Origin of the sequence: Microbispora sp. CL1-1 (assembly GCF_012034195.1) — a bacterium.
Classification (GTDB): domain Bacteria; phylum Actinomycetota; class Actinomycetes; order Streptosporangiales; family Streptosporangiaceae; genus Microbispora.
On sequence record NZ_JAATEK010000068.1, the window covers coordinates 1 to 22,634 of the forward strand.

Annotated in this window: 16 protein-coding genes and 1 CRISPR repeat array; of the genes, 7 read left to right on the plus strand and 9 right to left on the minus strand. The window is 68.3% G+C overall.

Features of this window, described 5'->3' with window-relative positions; all coding sequences use genetic code 11:
• The 4 genes from HCK04_RS38530 to HCK04_RS38545 all read right to left on the minus strand — a co-directional run.
• On the minus strand, positions 1 to 1,068 hold a 1,068-nt coding region (locus HCK04_RS38530; RefSeq protein ID WP_142652465.1), incomplete at its 3' end, for an ISL3 family transposase.
• A 587-nt stretch (positions 1,069 to 1,655) separates the two neighbouring features.
• Positions 1,656 to 3,692: a CRISPR direct-repeat array (repeat unit 29 nt; unit sequence GTCCTCCCCACGCACGTGGGGGTGAGCCG).
• A gap of 59 nt (positions 3,693 to 3,751) precedes the next feature.
• Entirely contained in the window at positions 3,752 to 4,618 is an 867-nt protein-coding gene (locus HCK04_RS38535) for a hypothetical protein (protein WP_142652466.1), read from the minus strand.
• The gene (locus HCK04_RS38540; RefSeq protein ID WP_142652467.1) at positions 4,608 to 6,266 is read right to left on the minus strand and encodes a relaxase/mobilization nuclease domain-containing protein; all 1,659 of its coding nucleotides are present in this window, start codon (positions 6,264 to 6,266) and stop codon (positions 4,608 to 4,610) included. The genes HCK04_RS38535 and HCK04_RS38540 overlap by 11 nt, the downstream gene beginning before the upstream one ends.
• Positions 6,263 to 6,655, minus strand: a complete 393-nt coding sequence (locus HCK04_RS38545; RefSeq protein WP_142652468.1) for a hypothetical protein — start codon at positions 6,653 to 6,655, stop codon at positions 6,263 to 6,265. The genes HCK04_RS38540 and HCK04_RS38545 overlap by 4 nt, the downstream gene beginning before the upstream one ends.
• A gap of 462 nt (positions 6,656 to 7,117) precedes the next feature.
• Here HCK04_RS38545 and HCK04_RS38550 point away from each other — a divergent pair, with 462 nt between their 5' ends.
• The 3 genes from HCK04_RS38550 (at position 7,118) to HCK04_RS38560 (ending at position 8,979) form a co-directional block, all read left to right on the plus strand.
• On the plus strand, positions 7,118 to 7,459 hold the full coding sequence (locus tag HCK04_RS38550) for a hypothetical protein (RefSeq protein ID WP_142652469.1): 342 nt from the start codon (positions 7,118 to 7,120) through the stop codon (positions 7,457 to 7,459).
• A 46-nt stretch (positions 7,460 to 7,505) separates the two neighbouring features.
• Positions 7,506 to 8,006 (plus strand): hypothetical protein, encoded by a 501-nt coding sequence (locus HCK04_RS38555; protein ID WP_260617556.1) that lies wholly within the window; start codon positions 7,506 to 7,508, stop codon positions 8,004 to 8,006.
• 556 nt (positions 8,007 to 8,562) lie between these two features.
• Positions 8,563 to 8,979, plus strand: coding sequence for an NUDIX domain-containing protein (locus HCK04_RS38560; RefSeq protein WP_142652470.1), 417 nt, complete (start codon positions 8,563 to 8,565; stop codon positions 8,977 to 8,979).
• A 256-nt stretch (positions 8,980 to 9,235) separates the two neighbouring features.
• Here HCK04_RS38560 and HCK04_RS38565 read toward each other — a convergent pair whose 3' ends face one another.
• The 4 genes from HCK04_RS38565 to istA all read right to left on the minus strand — a co-directional run bounded on the left by HCK04_RS38565 (position 9,236) and on the right by istA (position 12,497).
• Positions 9,236 to 9,682, minus strand: coding sequence for a hypothetical protein (locus HCK04_RS38565; RefSeq protein ID WP_142652471.1), 447 nt, complete (start codon positions 9,680 to 9,682; stop codon positions 9,236 to 9,238).
• Between the two features lie 92 nt (positions 9,683 to 9,774).
• Complete coding sequence (locus HCK04_RS38570; RefSeq protein ID WP_142652472.1) at positions 9,775 to 10,113, minus strand: hypothetical protein; 339 nt, start codon at positions 10,111 to 10,113, stop codon at positions 9,775 to 9,777.
• A 354-nt stretch (positions 10,114 to 10,467) separates the two neighbouring features.
• Positions 10,468 to 11,268 carry an IS21-like element helper ATPase IstB gene (gene istB / locus HCK04_RS38575; RefSeq protein WP_142652473.1) on the minus strand — a complete coding sequence of 267 codons (801 nt, stop codon included), beginning with the start codon at positions 11,266 to 11,268 and terminating at the stop codon, positions 10,468 to 10,470.
• Positions 11,265 to 12,497: an IS21 family transposase gene (gene istA, locus HCK04_RS38580; RefSeq protein WP_142652474.1), complete on the minus strand. Its 1,233-nt coding sequence runs from the start codon at positions 12,495 to 12,497 to the stop codon at positions 11,265 to 11,267. The genes istB and istA overlap by 4 nt, the downstream gene beginning before the upstream one ends.
• Positions 12,498 to 13,285: 788 nt before the next feature.
• Between istA and cas7u the strand changes: the two genes are divergently transcribed.
• From cas7u to HCK04_RS38600, 4 genes are read left to right on the plus strand one after another with little or no spacing between them, the layout of a single operon-like run.
• A complete protein-coding gene (gene cas7u / locus HCK04_RS38585) occupies positions 13,286 to 14,548 on the plus strand; it encodes a type I-U CRISPR-associated RAMP protein Csb1/Cas7u (protein WP_260617557.1) in 1,263 nt (420 codons plus the stop codon).
• Positions 14,549 to 14,554: 6 nt separating this feature from the next.
• Positions 14,555 to 16,075, plus strand: a complete 1,521-nt coding sequence (gene csb2, locus HCK04_RS38590; protein WP_142652476.1) for a type I-U CRISPR-associated protein Csb2 — start codon at positions 14,555 to 14,557, stop codon at positions 16,073 to 16,075.
• Positions 16,072 to 18,846, plus strand: coding sequence for a type I-U CRISPR-associated helicase/endonuclease Cas3 (cas3u, locus tag HCK04_RS38595; RefSeq protein ID WP_142652477.1), 2,775 nt, complete (start codon positions 16,072 to 16,074; stop codon positions 18,844 to 18,846). The genes csb2 and cas3u overlap by 4 nt, the downstream gene beginning before the upstream one ends.
• On the plus strand, positions 18,843 to 19,841 hold the full coding sequence (locus HCK04_RS38600) for a hypothetical protein (protein ID WP_142652478.1): 999 nt from the start codon (positions 18,843 to 18,845) through the stop codon (positions 19,839 to 19,841). Before cas3u ends, HCK04_RS38600 begins: the two co-directional genes overlap by 4 nt.
• Positions 19,842 to 20,529: 688 nt before the next feature.
• Here HCK04_RS38600 and HCK04_RS38605 read toward each other — a convergent pair.
• A complete protein-coding gene (locus tag HCK04_RS38605) occupies positions 20,530 to 20,895 on the minus strand; it encodes a hypothetical protein (RefSeq protein ID WP_142652479.1) in 366 nt (121 codons plus the stop codon).
• Positions 20,896 to 22,634 lie beyond the last annotated feature (1,739 nt).

Sequence of the window (22,634 nt, forward strand, 5' to 3'; positions counted from 1 at the left end):
CAGTGCCTTGGGGCGCTGGCCGGTGCCGATGTGCACGAGCAGGTCTTCGGGGCTGCCGGCGCGGGCGAAACGCCGGACGGTGTTGCGGCCGAGGTTCAGCCGACGGGCGATCTCCCGGACGCCGTGGCCTTGCTTCAGCAGAGCGTGAACGACGGCATGCCGTTCCCGGGTGCGGACGGCGATCCGGTCATCGCGGTCAGCGGGCGACCGAGGCGGGGTGGGCGTCTGCGCAGGTGGAGCAGGTGTGCGCTGAGCGGTGAGCGTGGGGATCAGGGACGGCAGGTGATGGCGGTGGCGGGTGAGGGTGCGTTCGACGGCCTCGCCGAGGTTTCTCCAGATATGCCAGCGGTCTGCTACCTGGATCGCATGCGGTGCGCCGCGGGCGGTGCCCTCGGCATAGGCGCTGGCCCGGTCCCGGCACACGATCTCGACGCCGGGGTGAGCGTGCAGCCAGGCTGCGAGGGTGTCGGCCGTACGGTCGGGCAGCACGTCGACCACCGTGCTGGTAGAGATGTCGATCAGGATGGTGCCGTAGGAGTGGCCCCGCCGGTAGGCGAAGTCGTCCACGCCGAGCACCTGTGGGCCCGCCAGGAGGGGCGGCTCGGGCAGGCCGCGGATCAGTCTGATCAGCGTCGTCCGGCTCACTGCGGTGGCCAGGCGCTGGGTAAGCCGGGCCCCGGCGCGACCGCCCAGCGCCAGCGCGATCGCCTGCAACACCTTGCCCGCTGGGATGCTGCGGCGGCCGTATCGCACCGTCAGGTCGGGGATTTGCTCGGCGAACGTCGCTCTCGCACACGTGGGATTACGGCAGAAGAATCGGTGTACCCGCAGGTGGATGAGCAGTTCCTGGCCGCCGGCTGCGGTGTCGGACAGCCGCCGTTCATAGTGACTGTGCCTGCGCCGCGACTGAACCCCGCAGTCCGGGCACGCGGCCTCCATGGTGCCGGTTCTGGCTCGGATTCGCACCGTCGTTCCCGCATGGAACACCTGGTCGATGCGCACGCGGGCGAGGTGGGGAAACAAGACCGCGACCATCTCACTGATCAACACGCCGCAGATCGTCGCCATTGGGAGGCGAGCTACTGGCTAGAACACCTGAACTGTGATCAGCTCAGCCGGGGTCCGATCACGGAAAGTGTGCCTGATCCAGTTTTCACGTGTCGTCGACATCGCAGGGAGCGGCAGACCGATAACCACAGCTGATGGCGGCGGCGATCCGAACCCCAGCAGTGATGACGGGACGGCGGCCGGAGGTGGTCGGGGCGGACAGGACCCGGGATCGGAACTGGCTTGGGGTATTCCGGCCCGGGTAACGTCACCTCGCATCACAGTCTCAATCAGGCCCAGCCGACGCCAAGCCTATGGGTTAACACTGTAGACGTCGGGATTGACATGTCACGTGGGCCGCCGATCGGTGTCGGTGAGATGGGTACGAGGCGAGGCGCAGTTGCGGACCTGATCAGGATCAATGACGTAGTACGATCCGAGCCCTTCGCAGTCGAATGGACCGCAATGAAGGCTTGCTTGAGAACAGAATCATCGTCATCCGGGCTATCCGGATGAGCACGAGACCCAAGCTTGCGATCGCATCGGCACCGCTAGGCCTGCTTCCAGGATGCGAGTGCGTTTGTAGAAACAGCAGGTCGCGAAGTGTGTGTGTCCCCACGCTCGTGGGGGTAGCCGGGCGACCCCAACGAGATCTTCACCCCGTTCTCGTCCTCCCCACGCACGTGGGGGTGAGCCGCCTCCACGGCTGTGGAGACGCTTCTGGGCGCCGTCCTCCCCACGCACGTGGGGGTGAGCCGGCCTTGGCGGGGAGCTTGTGGACGTTGGGCATGTCCTCCCCACGCACGTGGGGGTGAGCCGCCTTCTACTCCGTTGCCCAGCTCCGCATTCTGGTCCTCCCCACGCACGTAGGGGTGAGCCGCCCCGCGGCCGGGACAGCACGCGCGTCGCCGCGTCCTCCCTACGCACGTGGGGGTGAGCCGGAAGCCAGCCCCGCGTCCGACCCGCTGCGCACGTCCTCCCCACGCACGTGGGGGTGAGCCGCTGGGGCTGTATGGGGTTGTAGAGGTCCGTCGGTCCTCCCCACGCACGTGGGGGTGAGCCGCAGGCGATGGCGTACTCGTCCTCAAGGGCGGCGTCCTCCCCACGCACGTGGGGGTGAGCCGGACCCGAGCGTGCGTATCCTGATCTGCTCCGAGTCCTCCCCACGCACGTGGGGGTGAGCCGTTCCCGCTGTACTTGCATGACCAGCAGATGAAGTCCTCCCCACACACGTGGGGGTGAGCCGTCCGGATGGGTCGAGTCTCTTTTTCAATACGTGTCCTCCCCACGCACGTGGGGGTGAGCCGCTGTCCCCGGCGGAGCGGGAGGGCCTGTACCTGTCCTCCCCACGCACGTGGGGGTGAGCCGTACCGCGCCTGGGAGGACGAGGGCTGGGACAGGTCCTCCCCACGCGCGTGGGGGTGAGCCGTGGTCCCACGGGAAGCCGGTCCCGGGGTCGGTGTCCTCCCCACGCACGTGGGGGTAAGCCGGTGGCGACCAGGGCGACCCACACGGTGGCCACGTCCTCCCCAAGCAGGTGGGGGTGAGCCGTCTCCGCCGAGTGACTCAGCACCGGATACTAGTCCTCCCCACGCACGTGGGGGTGAGCCGGACCTGGGCCGGGCCCGGGTCAAGGAACTTCTGTCCTCCCCACGCACGTGGGAGTGAGCCGATGTCGGGATACCGCTTGATGTTCTCGATATCGTCCTCCCCACGCACGTGGGGGTGAGCCGTCCTGGCGGTCGAGCCTGCCGGTGATCCCGACGTCCTCCCCACGCATGTGGGGGTGAGCCGTGGCCGGTCCCGCAGGTGGGGTCGACGGTGCGGTCCTCCCCACGCACGTGGGGGTGAGCCGGCGAAACCGTGGTCGATCTACAGGGGGGACGCGTCCTCCCCACGCACGTGGAGGTGAGCCGTCCTGGCGGTCGAGCCTGCCGATGATCCCGACGTCCTCCCCACCCACGTGGGGGTGAGCCGGACGTCTGGGCCGCTCGCGAGGGCATCCTGGAGTCCTCCCCACGCACGTGGGGGCGAGCCGCCCCGACGCCTCACGCGTCGGGGCCTGCTGTCGTCCTCCCCACGCACGTGGGGGTGAGCCGAAGGAGTACGAGGACTGGCAGCGGTCCCTCGAGTCCTCCCCACGCACGTGAGGCGAGCCGTCTTACTCTTCATCGTCGGCCCAATCCGGGAAGTCCTCCCCACGCACGTGGGGGTGAGCCGCTGGGGCACCCGCAGGGGTGGCTTTGGGGCCGTCCTCCCCACGCACGTGGGGGTGAGCTGTTCAAGGTCGGCGACCGTGTCTGGGTACGGTTGTCCTCCCCACGCACGTGGGGGTGAGCCGTCCGGGCCGTCGCACAGATAGACGCGCTGGAAGTCCTCCCCACGCACGTGGAGGTGAGCCGGTCGCGGAGATCGACGCCCAGTACCCGCTCCCGTCCTCGCCACGCACGTGGGGTGAGCCGACCGCCGAATGGGCCGGCATCGCCGCGCAGAAGTCCTCCCGACGCACGTGGGGGTGAGCCGACCGTGCGGTGGAACGCCACGCCGACCTCCGTGTCCTCCCCACGCACGTGGGGGTGAGCCGGTCTGACGTGGCGATCTCTGGCAGCTTCGAAGGTCCTCCCCACGCACGTGGGGGTCAGCCGCGGGCATCACCGCGCATTGGTAACGCTCTCGAGTCCACGTGAGGTGAGCCGTCTTCCCTTCATGGAGCAGGCGGATTGGCTGTGGGCAAAGAAGCTTCGTGGCGCATGGGATGGACCGGGGAAGTTGAGATGGGTGCGGGGTCGTCGACGGCGGACTTCACCACCTGGTCGATCGTGTTTGGGTGGTCGAGGGCGGCCAGAGCTGCCGCCGTACTGGTCCGGGTGGCTAGCGCAACGTTGACAGCTTGCAGTGGCAGGTTCGTACGGCTCTCCAGGACCAGCCGCAGTTCCTCGTCCGTGGGTGCAGCGGCGCCGGGGCAGGCGCCCAACTCGTCCAAGAGTCCGTGCGCGCGCTGCTCAGCGGCGCGTTCCCAGTCCTCACGGAAGGGGCCGTGCTCGAAGTTGTCGAACACCGCCTCGTGGCCCACGCCGACGGTGACCGCCGCGCGACGCGGGGCGGGGCCACGGGCGTCTCGGGAGAACGACGGGGTGGCCTGATGCATCGCCTCCAGTCGGCTCATCCCGTCTGCGCGCAGCTGGTCGTAGTCCGCCATCGCCTGCGGGTGCAGCGTGCGCAGCCGCTCCTCGCACTTACGCACGGCGGCCTCGGCTGTTGGGTCGTCGGCGGCGTGCGGCACGGCGGCGCTCCAGATCTTGCCGACGTCGAGCAGGTCGGCTTCGCCGAGCCAGCGCGCGTCGTGCGCCGGCGCCCAGCGGGATCGAGCGGCCTGCCGTACGGCGTGCGCCTGCCGTTCCAGCTCCCGTCGGGCGGCGAGGTCACGGGCCTGCGCGATTTCGGCCTGGCGCCGCGCGACGTCGACTCCCACCTGGACGGCGACCGCGACAAACGAGGTCAGCTGGGCCGTTCGCCCGGACGCCCGTCCCAACGCTTCGCGCATCGGGTCGTCGTAGTGCTCACCATCCATGCCGGGGCTCCCTGACCGTGCTGCCGGGCTGCCCGGGAGGGTCCTGGAGCAGCCGTACGGGCTGAGGGTGAGCGGGAGGCGTTGCCGACACCGTGACCTGGGTGAGCAGCCGGTTCGCCGCCTGGCGGGCGGCGGCGGCCTGGGCGGCGTGCTGCTGGGCTCGGCGCAGGTCGGCGACCGCATTGACGAGGGAGGCCAGCACGCCGACCAGGACCATGCCGGCGAGCGTCGTGTCCCGGCTCATGGCGCCCGACAGGGCTAGCAGCCGGACCGCGGAGCGTAGCCGTACGCCCTCCGGCGACGGCGCCGGAATCCGGCCGTAGCCGGCGCGGGCGGCGCGCTCGTATTCCTCGGCCGCCTTGGCCAGGACCGGGTTGCCGAGCGCGGTGGCGGCCATGCGCAGGGCGTCGGCGGCGGCCCATGCGGCGTCGGCGGCCGAGGCCGGATCGTCCCTGATGCGGGCTGCCGCGGCGGACGCCGCCTGTGCGGCCTGGCCGTATAGTGCCTCTCGCTCGGCTCGTGTCCAGCCGGCCTCGCCGGTACGCCACAGCCGGCGTAGCTGGGGCAGGGTGAGCCAGCCGGCAAGGCGGCCCCCGGCGTACCAGATCAGCTCCCCGCTTCCCCCGCCGGCGCCGTCGGCCGTATGGGTCATGCCGGGCAGGCTGACGGCGTATCCGGTGACCTGGCCGGGGTTGGTCTGGCTGTGGCGCAGCCGTAGGAGCACGCCCTGCTCGGCCAGGCGGCGGAAGAACTCCTGTTCGTCGTGCGCGTCACGAGCGGCGGTCGCGACCTTCTCCCGGAGTTCGTCCTGGGGTGTACGTCGCCAGCGGGCGCGCAGCTTGGGCCAGGTCAGGTCGGGGGCCAGCGCCCCTCCCCCGTACCAGACGAGGGCGCCGGCGGCGGTGCGGTGGTGGTCGAGCGCCACCGCGTACCCGACGACCTCACCGTCGTCGCGCCGTCGCAGCCTGACGCGCACCCCCGCCTGCGCCAGCCTGGCGAGGAAGTCCTCGGGGGACGCCGCGCCCGCGGCCGCCGCGACCACCTGTCGCCGCAGGCCTTCGCGCGGGATCTGCGACCAGCCGCGCCGCCCGGCCTGCTCGCGCTCGGCCCGGGTCGGCCGCTTGGCCGCGGTGCGGTCCCCCGGCGCGGTACGGCGCAGGCCGAGCTCGGCCTCCACAGCCCGGCAGGCCTCCCGCAGCCGGTAGAAGTCGTTGGAGGTGCGGGCCTTGCCGCCGTCCTGCCGGGCGAGAGTGGCGACGATGTGGATGTGGTTGTCGCCGTGGTGGACGGCGACCCAGCGCACCGCCTCCGCCTCCTGCCCGTACGGCGCGAGCCCAACGCGGTGCAGGACCTCGCGTGCGACGTGCGCCCATTCGGCGTCGGTCAGGTCCCGATCCTGCGGGGCGGCGCGGACGATGCAATGCCATACGCGCTCGGCCTCGCCGATGGCCGCGCACGGCTGCCGGAGCAGGGTGGTGAGCCGGGTGAAGTCGCGCTTGCCGTCCGCGCGCGGCGGCGGCTCCAGTTCGTCCTGTCCCCGCCAGCCGGCGACCAGGTGCGGGTTGACGTGCTCGTTGGCCTTCCCCGGGCCGTACAGGTAGCGCAGCAGCCCGGCCACGCGGCCGCCGCGCCGCACCTTGCCGATCATGGAATCTTCTTCAGTACGGCGTGCGCCGCCTCATCCAGGCGGGCGACGAATCGCATGCAGGCCGCGGCGTACAGGCGCAGGGTCGGCGGGACCTCCCCCGTCGCGTGCAGCGCCGCGACGGTCTGGTTGAGGTTCACGCCGATCTTGCGGACCTGCTCGCTCGCCCGCATCAGCTCACGGAGCGCCTCCCGCAGCACGGGGACCTGCGGCCCGGCCTGGCCCCGTGCGGCGGTCAGTGCGGCGTTGGCGGCGTACGCGCCGCGCGACAGCCCGTCGCGGGCGGCGGCCTCCTCCAGTTCGGCGTACTCGCCGTCGTCGAGCGAGAACTGCACGACGCGGCGCCGCTTGGGCCCCCGCCGCCGACGGCGCCCCTGCCTGTTCCCCTCCATCGCCGCCGACCCTGGCCGTACGGCGTTGCCCGCACCGTGACGTCATCGCCGAGGCAGGATTGCGAGCATGCGCGGAGGCAGGAAGGTCCGGATCACCATCACCGTGGACGCCGGCATCCTCGAATACGCCGAGCACCTCGTCGCGGCAGGCAAGGCCGCCAGCGTGACCGCGGTCTTCAACGACGCCGTCACCGAAAAGCACATCACCGACCAGCGCGCGCTGGCTCTGCTGCGCGAACGCGCCCGGCAGGCCGACCCCGCCCGGGTGGCCCGGATGACGCGGCACGTGAACCGCCAACTGGCTGAGCACGGCTTCCCGGTGGCACCGGCCTCGACATCACTATCCGCCAGTCCGGTTCGCAGTGATCGTAGCCGTTTCATCCCAGGTCACCCCGAGGCGTGTTCACCGAGTGACCGCCGGATTCCGCCCGAGGCTGTCAGGGGTCTGTCACGCTGTGTGACGTGCTGCTGGCGTACGTGGACGAGAGCTACACCCGCGACCGCTACTCCATGGTTGCGCTGCCGGTCTCGTACGTCCAGGTGATCTCCCTGACACGCGCCCTGGACGAGGTCGTGGCCGGCGCCGGGCAGGCGTACGGGGTCGTCCCGGAGGAGTTGCATGGCACGGACCTGTTGCACAGTGACCGTGGCTGGGAGCCGATCGTGAAGATGCCGCGGGCGACGATCGGGGTCTACCGTGCGGGGTTCCTGGTCATCGCCGACCACGAGGTGCTGCGGGCCCGATTCCGAGGAGGCCCCCGGGGGACGATGCCGCGTGAGGGTGAGCACCGCTTGGGCGGATGAGTCGTTTCAGGAGCACGACACGGCCGGCTTCTACATCATCGCTGCCGTGATCATCCCCGCTTCCGCGCAGGAGTCGGCACGTGCGCAGATGCTGCAGGCGCAGGCCCGGCACGCCCCGGCCAAGCTGCACTGGGTCGCCCGCGATGACAAAGAGCGGTTGGAGCTGGCCTACACGGTGGCCGAGATCGACGGGTTGCATGTCGTTGCGGTCGGGTCTCCGGTCCATCAGCGCAGACAAGAGCGCGCCCGCGCCTACTGCCTTCACCAACTGGTGCTCGAACTGCACGGGTTCGGAGTCGAGCAACTGTTCATGGAGGCCCGCCAGCCAACGCTCAACACCAGGGACGTCACCACTGTGCAGCACGCCCGCTACACACTGCCCAAGGGCACCCGCTTCCGCATCGATCATCTGCCCGGCGCGGGCGAGGCCCTACTGTGGGTCGCCGACATCGTGGCCGGCGCCGTCCGCGCCGAGAAGCTGGGCGACCCTCGCTACCGGGAGATTCTCGGCGACAGGGTGATCGACTTCCCCGTGAGGGTGCTCTGATCCGAACCCTGAAAAGCGCCAGGCCAGGCTCCCGGTCATGCCCCAGGTCACCTGGCCTCACGGCTTCCAGGAACCCGCGGTTCCCGGCGTCACCGACAGACTACCTCGGGTGACTATCTCACCGGAAGCGCAGCAACTCAGCCGGAACCTCAGCCGCTACAGATCAAGCGCGCCCCGGATAACTTCGATCTTTCGGCGAACACTACGGTTGATGCCGGTCACCGACACTGCATGCATCTTGAACGTCGCGCCTTGGGCGCTCGCCGCCTACCGGACGCTCCCTTGCCTGGATGGGGCGTGGGAGCGTCAACCCGGCCTTCTGTTATCTCTGCTGACCAGCGTCTGGCTTTGTTCGTGAGTTCTGGCATCAGATCTCGCTGATTTTCGGCACCAGCGGAATTTCACCGACCTCGATGTTCGTAAGTTTGGGCGCCACCCCTCGGTGGGGGCGGGATATGCCTGTCGTCTGCCAGCGCACCGCTAACGCACGGTGACGGGGTGTCGGCGGCGGGGCGCGCCTTGTCTGCGGCAGATCCCCATGGATCAGAATGTGCCGATGACGATCTCCGCTGACGACTCCGGTCCCGTCCGGATTGTGACGGCAGTTCTTCGCGACGGCGATCGGGTGTTGCTGTGTCATCGAAGCGCCGGGCGCCGTTGGTATCCCGACGTGTGGGACCTACCGGGCGGTCATGTTGAGGAGGGGGAGGATCCGAAAGAGAGCCTTGTCCGCGAGCTTCGGGAGGAGTTGGCAATCACGGCATCGGAGCCGTCCAGCCCGCCGATGCATGAGATCCGGACCGCGACGTTCGACATGCAAATCTGGTTGGTCGACAGGTGGACCGGAACACCCGTCAACGCCGCGCCGGACGAGCATGACGCTGTGGCGTGGTTCGAGACGTCCGACCTTGACAGCCTGCGTCTCGCCCATGAGTCGTATCTCTCGATGCTCACCGCCGTGCTCGTCACGTGACGTCGCTCCGAAAGCCAGGGGTGCGCGCTCATCGGCAGATCCGCGCACTCGCACCCGGCTCGGTCCATGAGTGATTGCACGGAGGTGAACGGGGCTCCGGAGCTACCGCCGACGTCACCGGCGGGCAAGATCCGCAAGTGGTGCCAGTTCTCACGAACATCTCGGCACGCGGCGCCAGCAACGTGGCGCCGAAAGTCGCGAACATCTGGCGCCCAATCTCGCGAACGAAGCCAAGCGTCATCAGGTTGTGAAGATCTCAAAGTTGGCGGGAGTCGTCGCGATCGCCAGGTGAGGCCAGCCGCTGCCGCCAATGGGCTCCTCCGGGTGCGGGCCAGGTGTCTTCCGCCACCCGCCTCTCCCACCGATGCACGTAGTCCCGGAACCCGGTCTCAGTCCGCGGCATGTCCAGCCACTCCCGCGCCGCGAGTCTGAACTCGCGCATGACCAGGTCATCGGTGTCCGCCCCATAGTCGACGGGCCAGCCGTCGAGAATGTCGTCGATTTCCATCCAGGCACGGTAGAGCCCGCCTACCCCCCGCAGGTGCTCGAAGTACGGCCGCTCCATACAGTTCCACGCTGCTTCGAGGACGAAGCCGCGTATCTGCTTCACATCCCCACTGACGAGGACGCCCTGCATGAGCGGATCAATCCTTGCGGCGGTCCCGGCGAGCAACTCCAGATCCACAGGCTCGAGATCGGTCACGACTCTAGAATCGCAAGAGGTGCTGGACTGCTTACGGTCGGCGCGGCCAGGGCCCCGATGATCGCTGGCCTCACCGGCTATGAGCTGCGATTTCAGGATGAAAGAGGCTTGCGGATGTGCCACGTCTCTCCGGGGCACATGGGCCGCCCGTAGGTGTAGCGCTTTCCGGTCTCCGTCGTCGCCGTGAACCGGTCGTCGGGCAGGGGAGTGACCCGGCAGCGGTTTGGCGGCGGAATCTTCTCGATGGATCCGCCGGGAGGAAGGTTGGCGTACAGGTCGCCTCTGTTCCAGGTGACCACGACGTTCTCGCCAGTTTCGTTGACGATGTTGAAGATCTCGTCCCGGTAAGGCTGGCACGCGGCCAAGGCGAGGGTCACCAAGACCACCGCCCCGGCCAACGGCCGAATGCGCTTGCGGCTCGCGCCTGGCACCACTTGTCCTCGTCTCCGTCGACCATGTGTGTCCGGGGTCTTTGAACCGCGCCGAGTTCCGTAGAGCCTCTGATGTGGCTCGGGTTTCGCCGCGCACACGCCGTTGCTCCCGCACTCGTTGCACGACCGCGCCCGGTCGTAGGACTCCCGCCGCCCCGGGAGTCGTAAGCATGGTTTATGCATATCTTGCTGCTTCGAGTGCGGCGGGTTCACGGTGACTGAAGGTTCTTCAGCAGGAACCCACGGCTGTTCGGCGTTCCAGGGTCGCAATGGCGTCGGGTTCGGGTGTCAATTCCGGCTCGATCGTGACCCGGCTGTTCCGGGTGAACTTTGAACCACCCGAAGTTTTGATCTTTAGTTGTCGGTCTTGGCTGCGGGGACACGGCCGAGGTCTCGGTCCTTGAGCCGGTAGCTGTCGCCTTTCAGCGAGACGACCTCGGCATGATGGACCAGGCGGTCGATCATGGCTGCGGCCACGACGTCGTCGCCGAAGACTTCGCCCCAGCGGCCGAACGGCTTGTTGCTGGTCACGATCAGGCTCGCCCGCTCGTAGCGACTGCTGACCAGCTGGAAGAACAGATTGGCCGCCTCGGCCTCGAAGGGGATGTAACCCACCTCATCGACGATCAGCAGCGGGATGCGGCCGAGCTTGACGAGCTCGCCCTGGAGCCGTCCGGCCTGGTGGGCCTCGGCCAGACGCGCCACCCACTCGGCGGCGGTGGCGAAGGCGACGCGGTGCCCGGCCTGGCAGGCCCGTATCCCCAGCCCGATGGACAGGTGGGTCTTGCCGGTGCCGGGCGGGCCGAGGAACACCACGTTCTCCTTGGCGGTGATGAAGTCCAGCGTGCCCAGGTGGGTGATGACCTCGCGTTTGAGGGACCGCTGGTGATCGAAGTCGAACTCCTCGATCGACTTGCGGGCGGAGAAGCGGGCGGTGCGGATGCGGCCTTCACCGCCGTGGGCTTCGCGGGCGGCGACTTCCCGCTGCAGGCATGCGGCCAGGAACTCCTCATGACTCCACTGTTCGGAGCGGGCGCGTTCGGCCAGCCGTTCGACCGCTGCGGCCAGGGAGGGAGCCTTTAGCGCCCGGGTGAGATAGGCGATCTCACTGGCCACGTTCCTGCCGGTGCTTTTGCTGCCGGTCGGGGCGCTCATCCGGCGATCTCCTCATCGGTCAGGCCGAGCAGCCGGTCGTAGTCCGACAACGGCCGCTGCTCCACCGCGGTCTGCAGCGGGCGCAGCGCAGCCAGGTGCCGCGCCTGACGCAGTTGCGCCGCTGCAGCCTGGTGGGCAGGGTCGGTGATGGTCTGATGGTCGGCCCAGCAGCGGTCATGGCGGGCCACCGCGGCGCCGTCACAGGTGACCACGACTTGGTCCAGGTCAGCGGTCACGTGGACTCGCCGGCCGATCACCGACGGGTGCACCGAATAGTCGTTGGAGTCCAGCCGCACGTAGTGGTCGCGGGGCAAGCGGGTGCTCAGTTGCCATCCCACCGTCGGCGCGACCGGCGGCAGGGGCAGCATCGCCGCCCGGTCGGCCTCCCACCGGTCGATCGGCCGGCAACCGAGCCGCCGGTGATGACGGGTACCGGCCCGCACCAGCCAATCGCTCAGCTGGGCGGTGAAGTCGGCCGGGCCGACGAACGACCGGCCGGGCAGGAATGAGGTCTCCAGATAGCCGTTGGCGCGTTCGACCAGGCCCTTGGCCTCCGGGTCGGCCGGACGGCATTGGATGACCTTGATACCCAGCGTTCCGCGGAAGGCGGTCATCGCCTCGCTCAGCTGCGGTTTCCCGGCCCGCCACTGGCCGATCGCGGCCTCGTTGTCCCACACCAGGGCCCTCGGCACCCGGCCCCACTCGCTGAGCAGTCTCCAGTGTCCGGCCAGCAGGTCCGGCGCTCTGCGCGAGGGCAGCATGACCGCGCTGATGATCCGTGAGTAGCCGCTGACCATGACCAGCACCGGCGGACGGCCCCTCTGCCCGAACCCCAAAGGGACATCGACCGGCGGGAACCACAGATCGCATTGGGCCAGCTCGCCGGCCTGGTACTCGGTGCGGGAGGCCGGATCGACCGGCCGATACAGCGGTCGCAGCTGCTGCACCCGCTCGAAGAACACCGTCTTACCCCTGCTCCAGCCGACCCGTTCCATGACGACCGAGGTCGGCATGTCCGGGAACTCCGCCAGCAGCGCCCGGATCCGCGGCTCGACCGCGTCGACGATCGATCCTTTCCCGGATCGCACATACCGGGGCGGTTCATGCGAGGCCAGTGCCTTGCGCACCGTGTTCCGAGCGATCCCGAGCCTGCGGGCGATCGCTCGGATCGCCAGTCCCTCAGCCCGATGCAACCGGCGGATCTCCGCCCAGTCCTCCACCTTCAACACCTCACCAGCGTCGGGGGTGGGTCACGATTCCGCCGGAACCACAGGGTCAGTCTTCAACCGGAACCGACATTCGGGGTGCGACTCACGCCGGGGACGGCGGTCGGCATCGGGTGCCAGTGTGGGAGGCGGCGGGCGCCTCGGCTGAGGCGGTGGCGGTTCGATGGGTCGCTCGAGCAGGTGCCGGGCGATGCCGGCGTGGGCGATCGCGGTCGCCGAGCTGAGGTTGAAGGCAATCGCCAGATGCAAAGGACGACGGCCAGAGCGATGACCGGCCGCTGCCCGGGCGTCACCGCGACGTGCTTGACCGCAGTGATCTGTTAGTCGGTCATCGGCAGGAACGCATTCTGTGGCGCTGTCCGGCGCTGAGCCGACGGGTGGGGTCGGCGAAGATCCCGCTGACGGCCTGACTCGCCGAATAGGTGGCGTGACCGTTGTTGTGCACGATCGGCATGCTGATCTTGATCCGCATCACCCACGGCCAGTCCGACGCCCTCCGGCAAGTGATGGTCGCCGCATACGACGCGACGACGTTCCTAGTCGGGATATGGGTCATCGGGTGCTCGATCGCCGGGCCAGCACATCCTTGATTTGGCTTCGCTTGATCAGCGGGCTCGTTCAGCGCATGGTCTGACGCGCAGCGGTAGGAGATTTTTCGAAATACCTCTCATCTCTCCGTGGTAACCAGTAAGTTCAACCCCGTCCCGCCTTCATCTAGGCCTCTCGTCTCTGCGTGATTTAGCCCGGGATGGTTCGTCGCCCGCTTCGCGGGCCTTCATCTCCCGCCTCCGGTGATAGCAGCCGGGTGCGACATTTCCGTTCAAGTCAAGGAGCTGAGGTTGTCTTCGATCACGTTGGACACGCTGTTACGCGCGACCGCCCCGGGAGGCGGTAGCTGTCTCACGTCCACGACCGAACTCGCCCCTGCGGGAGGGAGTCACCAGGCGGTGGCTCCGGCCAAGTTCGCGGCCCCTCGCGGCAAGGAGAGCGTCTACGCCTACGAGCGGCGGTACTTCGGCGGGGAGTTGCGAACCGCGGTGATCATTGATTCGAAGCAGAGCCAACTCAATCGGGCGGAGGCGGGGCTGGCGCTGGCCATTGAGGACGGGAACCCCGTCTTGGCACGGATGCCGCGAATCGTCGTCACGTACGAGATCGATGGGCGGGTCGAGAGGTACTCGGATCTCACTCTTCCGCACAGGGCTTATGACGGCCACATCCGCGCTGCGACAAAGGCCGGCGTTCCGGTTACTGACCTGCCGGAATACCGTGCGATCCGCGACGCCTCGCCAGCGAACGCTCGGGCGTTGCTGGATGCCAGTCCCATCACACTCGTATACGGGGGCTGGGATTCGAGCAGAAGGGCGCGGCAGGGCCGCTGGCGCAGCGCCCTGGTCGGAGAGATCATCGGATTCTGCCGCGAGCGAGAGCCGTCACTGCGTGGCGGCGCACGCGTCGACGGAGTCGGAATGCAGATGCTGCTGACGGGCAAGGATCTGCGGGAGATCGTGGAGCGCCAGAACGGCGAACTGAGCCCGAAGACGGCGGACAAGCTCCTCAAGGAGGCCGACAAAGCGACCAAGGACAAGACCTTGATCTCGGCGTCGCCTCTCGGATTGGGCGGAATTCCGCCCACGCTCAACCAACTGGCCGGTGTCGCATGCGAGCGGATCATCCGAAGCCACGTGCTGTCGTTCGCCACGCTGCGCCAGATGCGATTCGGCGCCGGCGCGGAGGGCGATCAGGCGTGCAGAGCGCTGCTGGCGGCGTTGGCGCTCAACGGGCTGGCCCGTTCGGACGCGGAGCTGTATCTGCGGGCCAACTGCGACCTGCTCGAGGCCGATGCCACCAGGGTGACCATGGATCAGCGCGGCGGCCAGACGATCAGTCTCGAACCGCTCGGCATCAAGGAGGCAGACGCCCTGCTGGCGGAGGCGTTGGCGCACGCCGAGCAGGTAGCTGGCGTTCAATGGAACGGTCCGGTGCTGGAGGTCGACGGAAACCCCGCGATCGTCGCGGGCGCCGTGGCTGGTGACGCGGCCGACGGGGAGTGATCGGCTGTGCCGTACGCCATCATCGCCGAGCTTCCGCTCGGCACCTACCACGGTCACACGGGTGACGGTGAGATCGATTCGGTTCCCTCGCCGGCTCGGCTGGCGGCGGCGCTGTTGTGCGCGGCGGCGAGCGGACCGCGGGCCGAGCAGGACGGCGAGCTGCTGCGTCCCTGCGAGGCGGATATGGCCGCGCTTCGGTGGCTGGAGACTCATCCGCCGGACGGAGTTCGTGTGCCCCCGCTGTCGGTGAACCAGCCCGATGGGCTGGCCTACCGGATTCGCCTTTTGGAGACGCGCCGGCATGGGCGGGTCTTCTCCCGAACACCGCAACCGCTGGGGTCAGTCGCGGTGAACGGAAGTTACGCATGGACATGGCAGGTCGGCCCCCCTGCCTCGCTCCGCGAGCCGATCGAGGCCCTGTGCGCGGACGTGTCACACCTGGGCATGGCAGAGACGCCTGTGCGGATGCGTGTCGGTACGGCCGAGCCCACTCATGACCTGGTCCCGGATGCGGACTGGTGGGACAACGCCAGAGGTGATCTGGACCTGGACGTTCCGGAGCAAGGTCGTGCAGAGGCCCTCCTGGCCGCCTATCGGACCGACAATGCCAAGGCTCCTGCCGCCACAAAGGACCGGCTGGTCAGCAATGAGACCCATGTGAGGCCGACGCGGGTCACGAAAGCCATCGCTCCGGCCAGGTACGCTTCCCGCCAGCCGGCGCCTCCCAGCGGCCCGTGGGGCCAGGTACTGCTCGCGGACGTCGACATGCCGCTGACCAGCGACGCTGATCGGGTGCGCTGGGCGGTCACTATGCATAAGGCCCTGATCAAGATGATCGGGTACGGCGCTCCCCCCGTGCTGACCGGGGTGTACGCGCCCGGGGTCGAACGTCCGGCCAACCGGTGCGCAATCCAGATCCTCACCGAGCGGGAGGCATCCGCCTGCGGGTGGATCTCACAATCCGTGTTCGCCCTGATGCTGCCATCCGACATCGACGGTGGGGACTACCAGGTCATCAAGGACGCATGGGCAGCGCTCACCGAGATCCGCCCCGGCCGGCGTCTGACCTTGACCGCACGCCCGGAACAGCGCGCGGACCAGTTCTGGGACGCGCCACGCGACGGGCTTGTCCGGTTGTGGCGCACTGTCCCGGCCGCTGTGCCGGAGACGCATGGCCAGGGCAGGAACTGGACACTGACCGACGCCATCCGGCTGTCGGTGGGCCTGGTGCTGCGGGACCAGCTGGGCATCCCCGCGGGCAAGGGCAGTGCGTGGTACCGAGAGGTCGCCGAAGCCGTGGGGCGAGGCGGGCTCACCGTGGCAAATGCCGAGCCGGTCCGGGATGGCGACTTGAGCCGGTTCGTCCATAAGATCCCATCCGGGCTGCCGCTGCGCCCCTATCGGGCGATCATCGACCTCGCTGACCTGGCCCCCTCCCGGGGGCTGCTCGCCATCGGCCAGGCCCGGCATCTGGGCAACGGGCTGTTCGTGCCCGAGGACGTCCCCGCCGAAGAGGTAACCCGATGACTCTGTCCATCAGCGACTTCGATGACTTCTTCTCCGCCGTCAACAGCGGGGATGGGATCCCTCACGACGGCATCCGACCGTTCGGTTGGCAGCGCAGACTCCTGGAGGGCCTCGTCGAGGACGGCAGGTGGCCCGATGTCATCGGGGCACCGACCGGCGCCGGGAAGACCAGCGTGATCGACATTCATGTGTTCAGCGTCGCGCTGATGGCGGCGGGTGCTGCACCCCGGCTGCCGCGCCGCCTATCGATGGTCGTGGACCGGCGGGTACTGGTCGACGATCAGTACCAGCACGCCTGCGGCGTGCGTGACAAGCTCGGCAATCCGTCCAGCGAGATCCTGGCCGAGGTCGCCCACCTCCTGCGGTCACTGCGCATCACCGCGGATGCCGTATCCCCCCTTATGGTCACCAGGCTGCGCGGTGGGATGCCGGCGCCGCGCGCCTGGCGCGACGACGCGACCGCCTGCCAGATCATCTGTGCGACACCCGACATGTGGGGCAGCCGACTCCTCTTCAGTGGGTACGGCTCCAGCTCCTCCTCCCGGCCTCGGGAGGCGGGGCTGCTCGCCTTCGATTCGGCGGTGGTCGTGGACGAGGCGCACCTGTCTCGGCAACTGATCCGAACGGCCCGGCGGGTGGCGGAGCTCGCCGCGATCAGCGATCGGCCGTTGCCCGTGCCCGTGCTGCAAGTTGTGGAGGCGACCGCGACCCCGGATGAGCCCGGCGCCATGGTCATGGTCGACGTGGACGAGGCCGACCTCACCGAGAGCCCAACCCTGGAGGAGCGGCTACGCACCCCCAAGCCCGTCGAGTTCCTAAAGCTGCCGACCTGGCCCATCCCGGCCAAAGGCACCCCGCGAACCGCCGCACTGGCATCGATGGTGGAATGCGCGACGAGGTTGCGCGACACCTACGGCCCCACCATCGGCTGTTTCGTGAACAACGTGGCGACCGCGACGGATCTCGCCGCGCTGCTCGGTAAGCGTGGCGTCACGCGCCTGGTGTGCGGCCGACTGCGCCCGTACGACCTGGACCGGCTGCGGGACACCAATCCGGGCTTGCTGAGCGCAGATGGTAACCCGGCGGTCGATTTCCTGATCTCCACGCAGAGTCTGGAGGTTGGCGTCGACCTCGACTGGGCCGCCGCCCTGATCGAACCGGCCTCCGGTTCTGCGATCGCGCAACGCGCTGGCCGAGTCAACCGGCGGGGCAAGCGCGCCGACACCCGCATCGTCATGGTGGTGCCCGAAAAAGACGTCGGCGACAAGGCCAACACCGCGCCGTACCAACCCGAAGACGTCAATGCCGCGCTCACGTGGCTGCACGGACGTCAGGCCGACCCACGAGGGCTGGCCCCGTGGGCGCTGCGGGAGGATCCCCCACCCAGCCAGCGCCGACACCGTACGCTGTTGCAGCGTGCCGAGCTGGGCGACGCCTGGATGTGGGCGCGCACCAGTGACCAACTGTTCGCCACCGCCGATCTGGACCTTTGGCTGTCCGACAACCTCGCTGAAGACCTCGACGTGGGAGTCGTCGTACGACAGGGTCTGCCCACCGACCCGGTCGCGGCCATCGAACTGCTCCGAGCACTCCCACCGTTCGACTACGAGGCGATCCCGGTAAGGATCAACACGTGCCGAAAGAGGATCGACGACATCTCCACGCCCGTCTTCCTCGTCCGGGACGACGAGGTGTCGATCTACTCCACGGGAGATCTGCGTCCCGGCGACATCGTCGTGGTGGACGCGAGCTCTTCCATCTTCACCGTCATCGACGGCATGCCGGTGGTGGACCAGACCGGTTCCTGCGCGGCGGCGGATGTGCTGGAAGGCCCCGCCGATCCGGAGACCGGTCAGTTCGTCTTCCGGCTTGGCCACGGTCCCTTCCTTGACCCCGCCACATGCAATGACGACGAGACCAGGACGGCAATCGCCCATGTCCTCACCGTCGCGACTACCCTCATGAGCACCGACGGCCTCGACAGTCGTCGGGCACGGACCGACCTGGCCGACGCACTGGACAAGCTCACCCCGGTGCTGGCCGAACCCGTGGCGGACAAAGTACGGGCCGCAATCCAAGTCCTCAGGAAGGCCAGGCTCAAGGATTTCGAGGTACACCTGCTCGGCGAGCCACCTGCCACCCTCCTCATCACAGACAACCGACGGATGGTGCACGACGAAACCGCCCGTCAGCAGTGGACACCCCGACAGCGCGTCCCCTTACAAGCCCATGCCGCCGCCGTCGCCGAACGGGCCCGGATCACCAGCGACCAGCTCGGCCTGGAATCCCTGAGCACCTTGCTGGAACTCGCCGGGCTCCACCACGACGACGGGAAAGCCGATCCACGGTTCCAGTTCAGCCTGGACCCCCAGCGGACGAGCGAGCAGCCCCTGGCCAAAAGCGATATGAGCACATTGCGGCAGATCACCCAGGCGCGAGCTCAATCAGGCCTGCCGGCAGGGTGGCGGCATGAGCAACTGTCCGTACTCGCCTGCTGGAGTGCCCTCGCGCATCTCCCCACCGGCGACCGCGACCTCGTTGCCCGTCTCGTGGGCACAAGCCATGGCCAGGGACGCCACGGTTTCCCCCACACCGCCACGGAACTGACCGGGGACGACACCTATCGGGAACTGGCCCGGCTCCTCTATGACGAGGGCGAGTGGGACCACCTGATCGAGCGAACCCATTCGACCTTTGGCGTGTGGGGCTGCGCCTACCTGGAGGCGCTACTACGGGCCGCCGATGGCCAAGTGTCCAGCGAGGGATCATGAGCGGCATCACTCTCGGCGGCGACCCCCGCCGCCTCATCACCCACCTGGCCCTGTACGGCCTGGCCGCAATCTGCTCCGACGCCGGCCACACTGACCTGCGCATCTCCTGGACCACAGGCATGAGCCCGCGCCCTCACCTGAACATCGACCCAGATGCCGCCGGGCGTATCGTCCAAGCTCACGCTTCCAAGTGCGACTGGGTGAAGGAGACGATCACCCTCGGCGGCACACCGCGCGGCCTCATGAGCCCCCGCCTAACCGCCATCGCCACCGACGACGGCTGGCAGGAACTCCAGAACCGGCGCCACAAGGTGCTCGACACCCTGACCACAGCCCGCGCGGACCTCGACCTCCGCTTTCTCGGCGCTCTCGGCGAGCCGGCCTACTGGCGGTTCGACAGGACGGGGAAACGGTTGCAGGACGATGCGGCCAACCGGCTCGAGATGCAGCCGCGTAATACCGGAGCGGAATTCATCGGCAGCCGCCTCAGCAAGATCGCGGAAAAGGTTGCCGAGCGGACGCACAGCCAGATCCTCGACGGGCTCCTCGGGCATCACGTACGCGATGAACTGTCCGGCGACGCCCCCGACAGCCGTTCGGCGACCGGATTGGACGCCCCGGGCCCCGCTGACAACACCGTGGTGTGGTGCGCGCTGTGGGGCATTTCCCAGATCCACATCGCCCTCCGAACCGGTGGAGCAGCCTTGACCAGCGTGTCCGTACGCAACAGTCGCTCCGAGCACTTCGCCGTCCCTCTGTGGCGTATCCCGTGGCATCCCGCGCGGCTTCGCAGCATCCTCGCCTCCGCGCAGTTCCAAGCCGTCGCCGCCGCACTCGCCCACGGACAAGCACCCGACGACATCCCTCGCTTGTGGCTGAACGCTCGCGGAGTGACCGCGATCATTACATTCCCCGTGACCATTTCCGGTAGCGACAAAGCCCCGGAACGCCGAGCGGGCACCGGCCAACTCCACCCGATCGGCAGGCGCCAATGACCGCCCTTCAACGGCCGTGACCGACGCCCGCGGACGCCGCCCTTCATTGAGGCTCCTGGTTGAACTCGATCTCCACGGAGCCGGCCTTCGGTCGCGGCGCTCGTGAGTGCCGCCCTTCATCGAGGTGCGTGGATCACGCCGTCGAAGTCGACCGCGATCGCGTCTCGGCGCTCTTGGGCGCCACCCTTCATCGAGGCTCGATCGTGAGTGGCGCCTGGCAGATCCGGACGCGTCGCGGCGCTTCTGGGCGCCGCCCTTCATCGAGGCGCGTCCATCTTCCGGCCGGCCACGTCACCACCATCGAGTCGCGGCGCTCCTGGGCGCCGCCCTTCATCAAGGCGAGGGCGTGCCTGTGAAGACCATGGTGGCGTTGGTGCGCGCGGCGCTCGTTGGTGCCGCCCTTCATCGAGGCCGCCAGCACTGGGTTCAGCAGGCCAAGGGCCGCAGTCCCGGCGCTCGTGGACGCCGCCCTTCATCGAGGCGCCTCGGCGTAGCCGCAGATCCCGGCGACCTCGCCGTCGCTGCGCTCCTGAGCGCCGCCCTTCATCGAGGCGACCCGATGAAGCCCCGTCTTCGGATCCTGCTGACTGGGTCGCGGCGCTCCTGGGCGCCGCCCTTCATCGAGGCTCGTCGTACTCGCGCTCGCCGAAGACGGGCACCAGGTCGCGGCGCTCGGAAACGCCGCCCTTCATCGAGGCTTCGTCATCTCGATCCCCGTGGGGTCGTCACGCACGTCGCGACGCTGGTGGCGCCGCCCTTCATCAAGGCCACGGTGACCGGCTGATCCGGCAATCATGGGACCTGGTCGCGGTGTTCGTGTGCGCCGCCTTTCATCAAGGCGCTTCGCCGCCAGTTTCAGGTTCGGTCCAGACACGCAGTAGCGGCGCTTGCGGGTGCCGCCCTTCATCGAGGCTTCGTGCAGGGGTCCGCCTACGACTTCCTGGCGGAAGTCGCGGCGCTGGTGGGCGCTGCCCTTCATCGAGGCCAGAAAAAGATCGACGGGCTGGTGTACCTTACGGGATCGCAGCGCTCGTATGTGTGCGCTGCCCTTCATCGAGGCCCGGTGCGCTGCTGGGTGATGTGCCGCCACACATCCCGTCGTGGCGCTCCTGGGTGCCGCCCTTCATCGAGGCGAGCGCACGGTCTGCGTGTATAAGGCCGTCGAGGCCGCCGCGGCGCTTGTAGGCGCCGCCCTTCATCGAGGCTCGTCGTACTCGCGCTCGTCGAAGACGGGCACCAGGTACGCGGCGCTCGGAAACGCCGCCCTTCATCGAGGCAGGATGTTCGCCGTGGTCGACTCCGCGGGGAACAGGTGTCGCGGCGCTCGTGGGCGCCGCCCTTCATCGAGGCCCGAGGAAATACAAGGACCAGGCTCGGAAACGCCAGTCGCGGCGCTTGCAGGCGTACCCTTCATCGAGGCAATGGCAGGTCGGTCCACCTGACCGCGGGCATCGCTGCGGCGTTCGTGGGTGCCGCCCTTCATCGAGGCTTGACCGTTCCGGCGTCTTAGGTCTCGTCCCGCGGACGCGGCGTTGTGCGCCGCCCTTCATTACGGCGGGAAAGCAGCCCGGACATGAGCGATAGTGTTCCAGCCGTGGCGCTCGTGGGCGCCGCCCTTCATCGAGGAGACGACCGGGACATTGCGTTCCTATGGGAGGACCAGAGTCGCGGCGCTCCTGAGCGCCGCCCTTCATCGAGGCCCGGGGACGGACTGGCCCGGCAGGACCAAGGTTGCCAGGTCGCAGCGCTTGTGGGCGCCGCCCTTCATCGAGGCTCCATCACGACGCGGAGGCCGAAACCCTTGTAAGAGTCGCGGTGCTCATGGGCACCGCCCTTCATCCAGGCATGAGCAGCTGGGGCGTGCCGATCACGGTCTCGTAGTCGCGGCGCTCACGGTGCCGCCCTTCATCGAGGCGAGGGCCGCTGCATGAAGGCCGCTCTGACGGAGTCCGGTCGCGGTGGTCGTGGCGCCGCCCTTCATAGAGGCGTGCCCCAGATGTCCTGATCGCGATAGACGTGACACGCGCGGCGCTTGCGAGCGCCGTCCTTCATCGAGGCTATGACCCCAACGGTGTCGTCCTGCACCCCTTCGATGCCGCGGCGCTTGTGAGCGCCGCCCTTCATAAGGCATTAACGACGACCTAATCGACCGGCGGCCGAACGCGTCGCGGCGCTCTTGGGCGCCGCCCTTCATCGAGCCACGCCTGATGACGATGTAGCTGCACAGTTGCCTGGAGCGGGTGGAGCGGGCCAGCGATGAGCTGCCCGGCGATCCTCGACCACCGGCACGGACGAAAGACTGGAGCCGTGCGGCTTCTGGGTCCTCTCCGTCTTACCCTCGGCGACAATACCGGATGTGATGGAAGTCACACTAACTCTGTCCAAGGCTTTACAGGGGGCACCTGCGTGCGTGGAACCTGACCGCCTCGGTTTATACAGTCCGAGGTGAGGAGGTATTTTCGCCAGCTAAGTACCCGTACGTTGGCCTGCGACTATGTCGCTAGGTGGATGTACTCGTCCCCCTTGCGGCGTGCCTTGTACTGCCGCCTAAAGGCGGCGCACGGATTAGGCTTCTCGGCGTAGCGCTCCCCAGGGTTCGCCCCTTTCCTTCCGAGTCCGTAGACCTCCCGCGGGGGTCTACCGGCTCCGCCCCCGGCCTCGCCGAGGAGCCCTGCAAAGGAAGGAAAGGGATGACGATGGAGGAGTGGCGCAGGAGGTCGAGTAGGCCCAGTGAGTGGGTGGCACTCGCCGTACGGGGACGGCTAATCCTGCTGGACTGGCTGCTGAACAGGA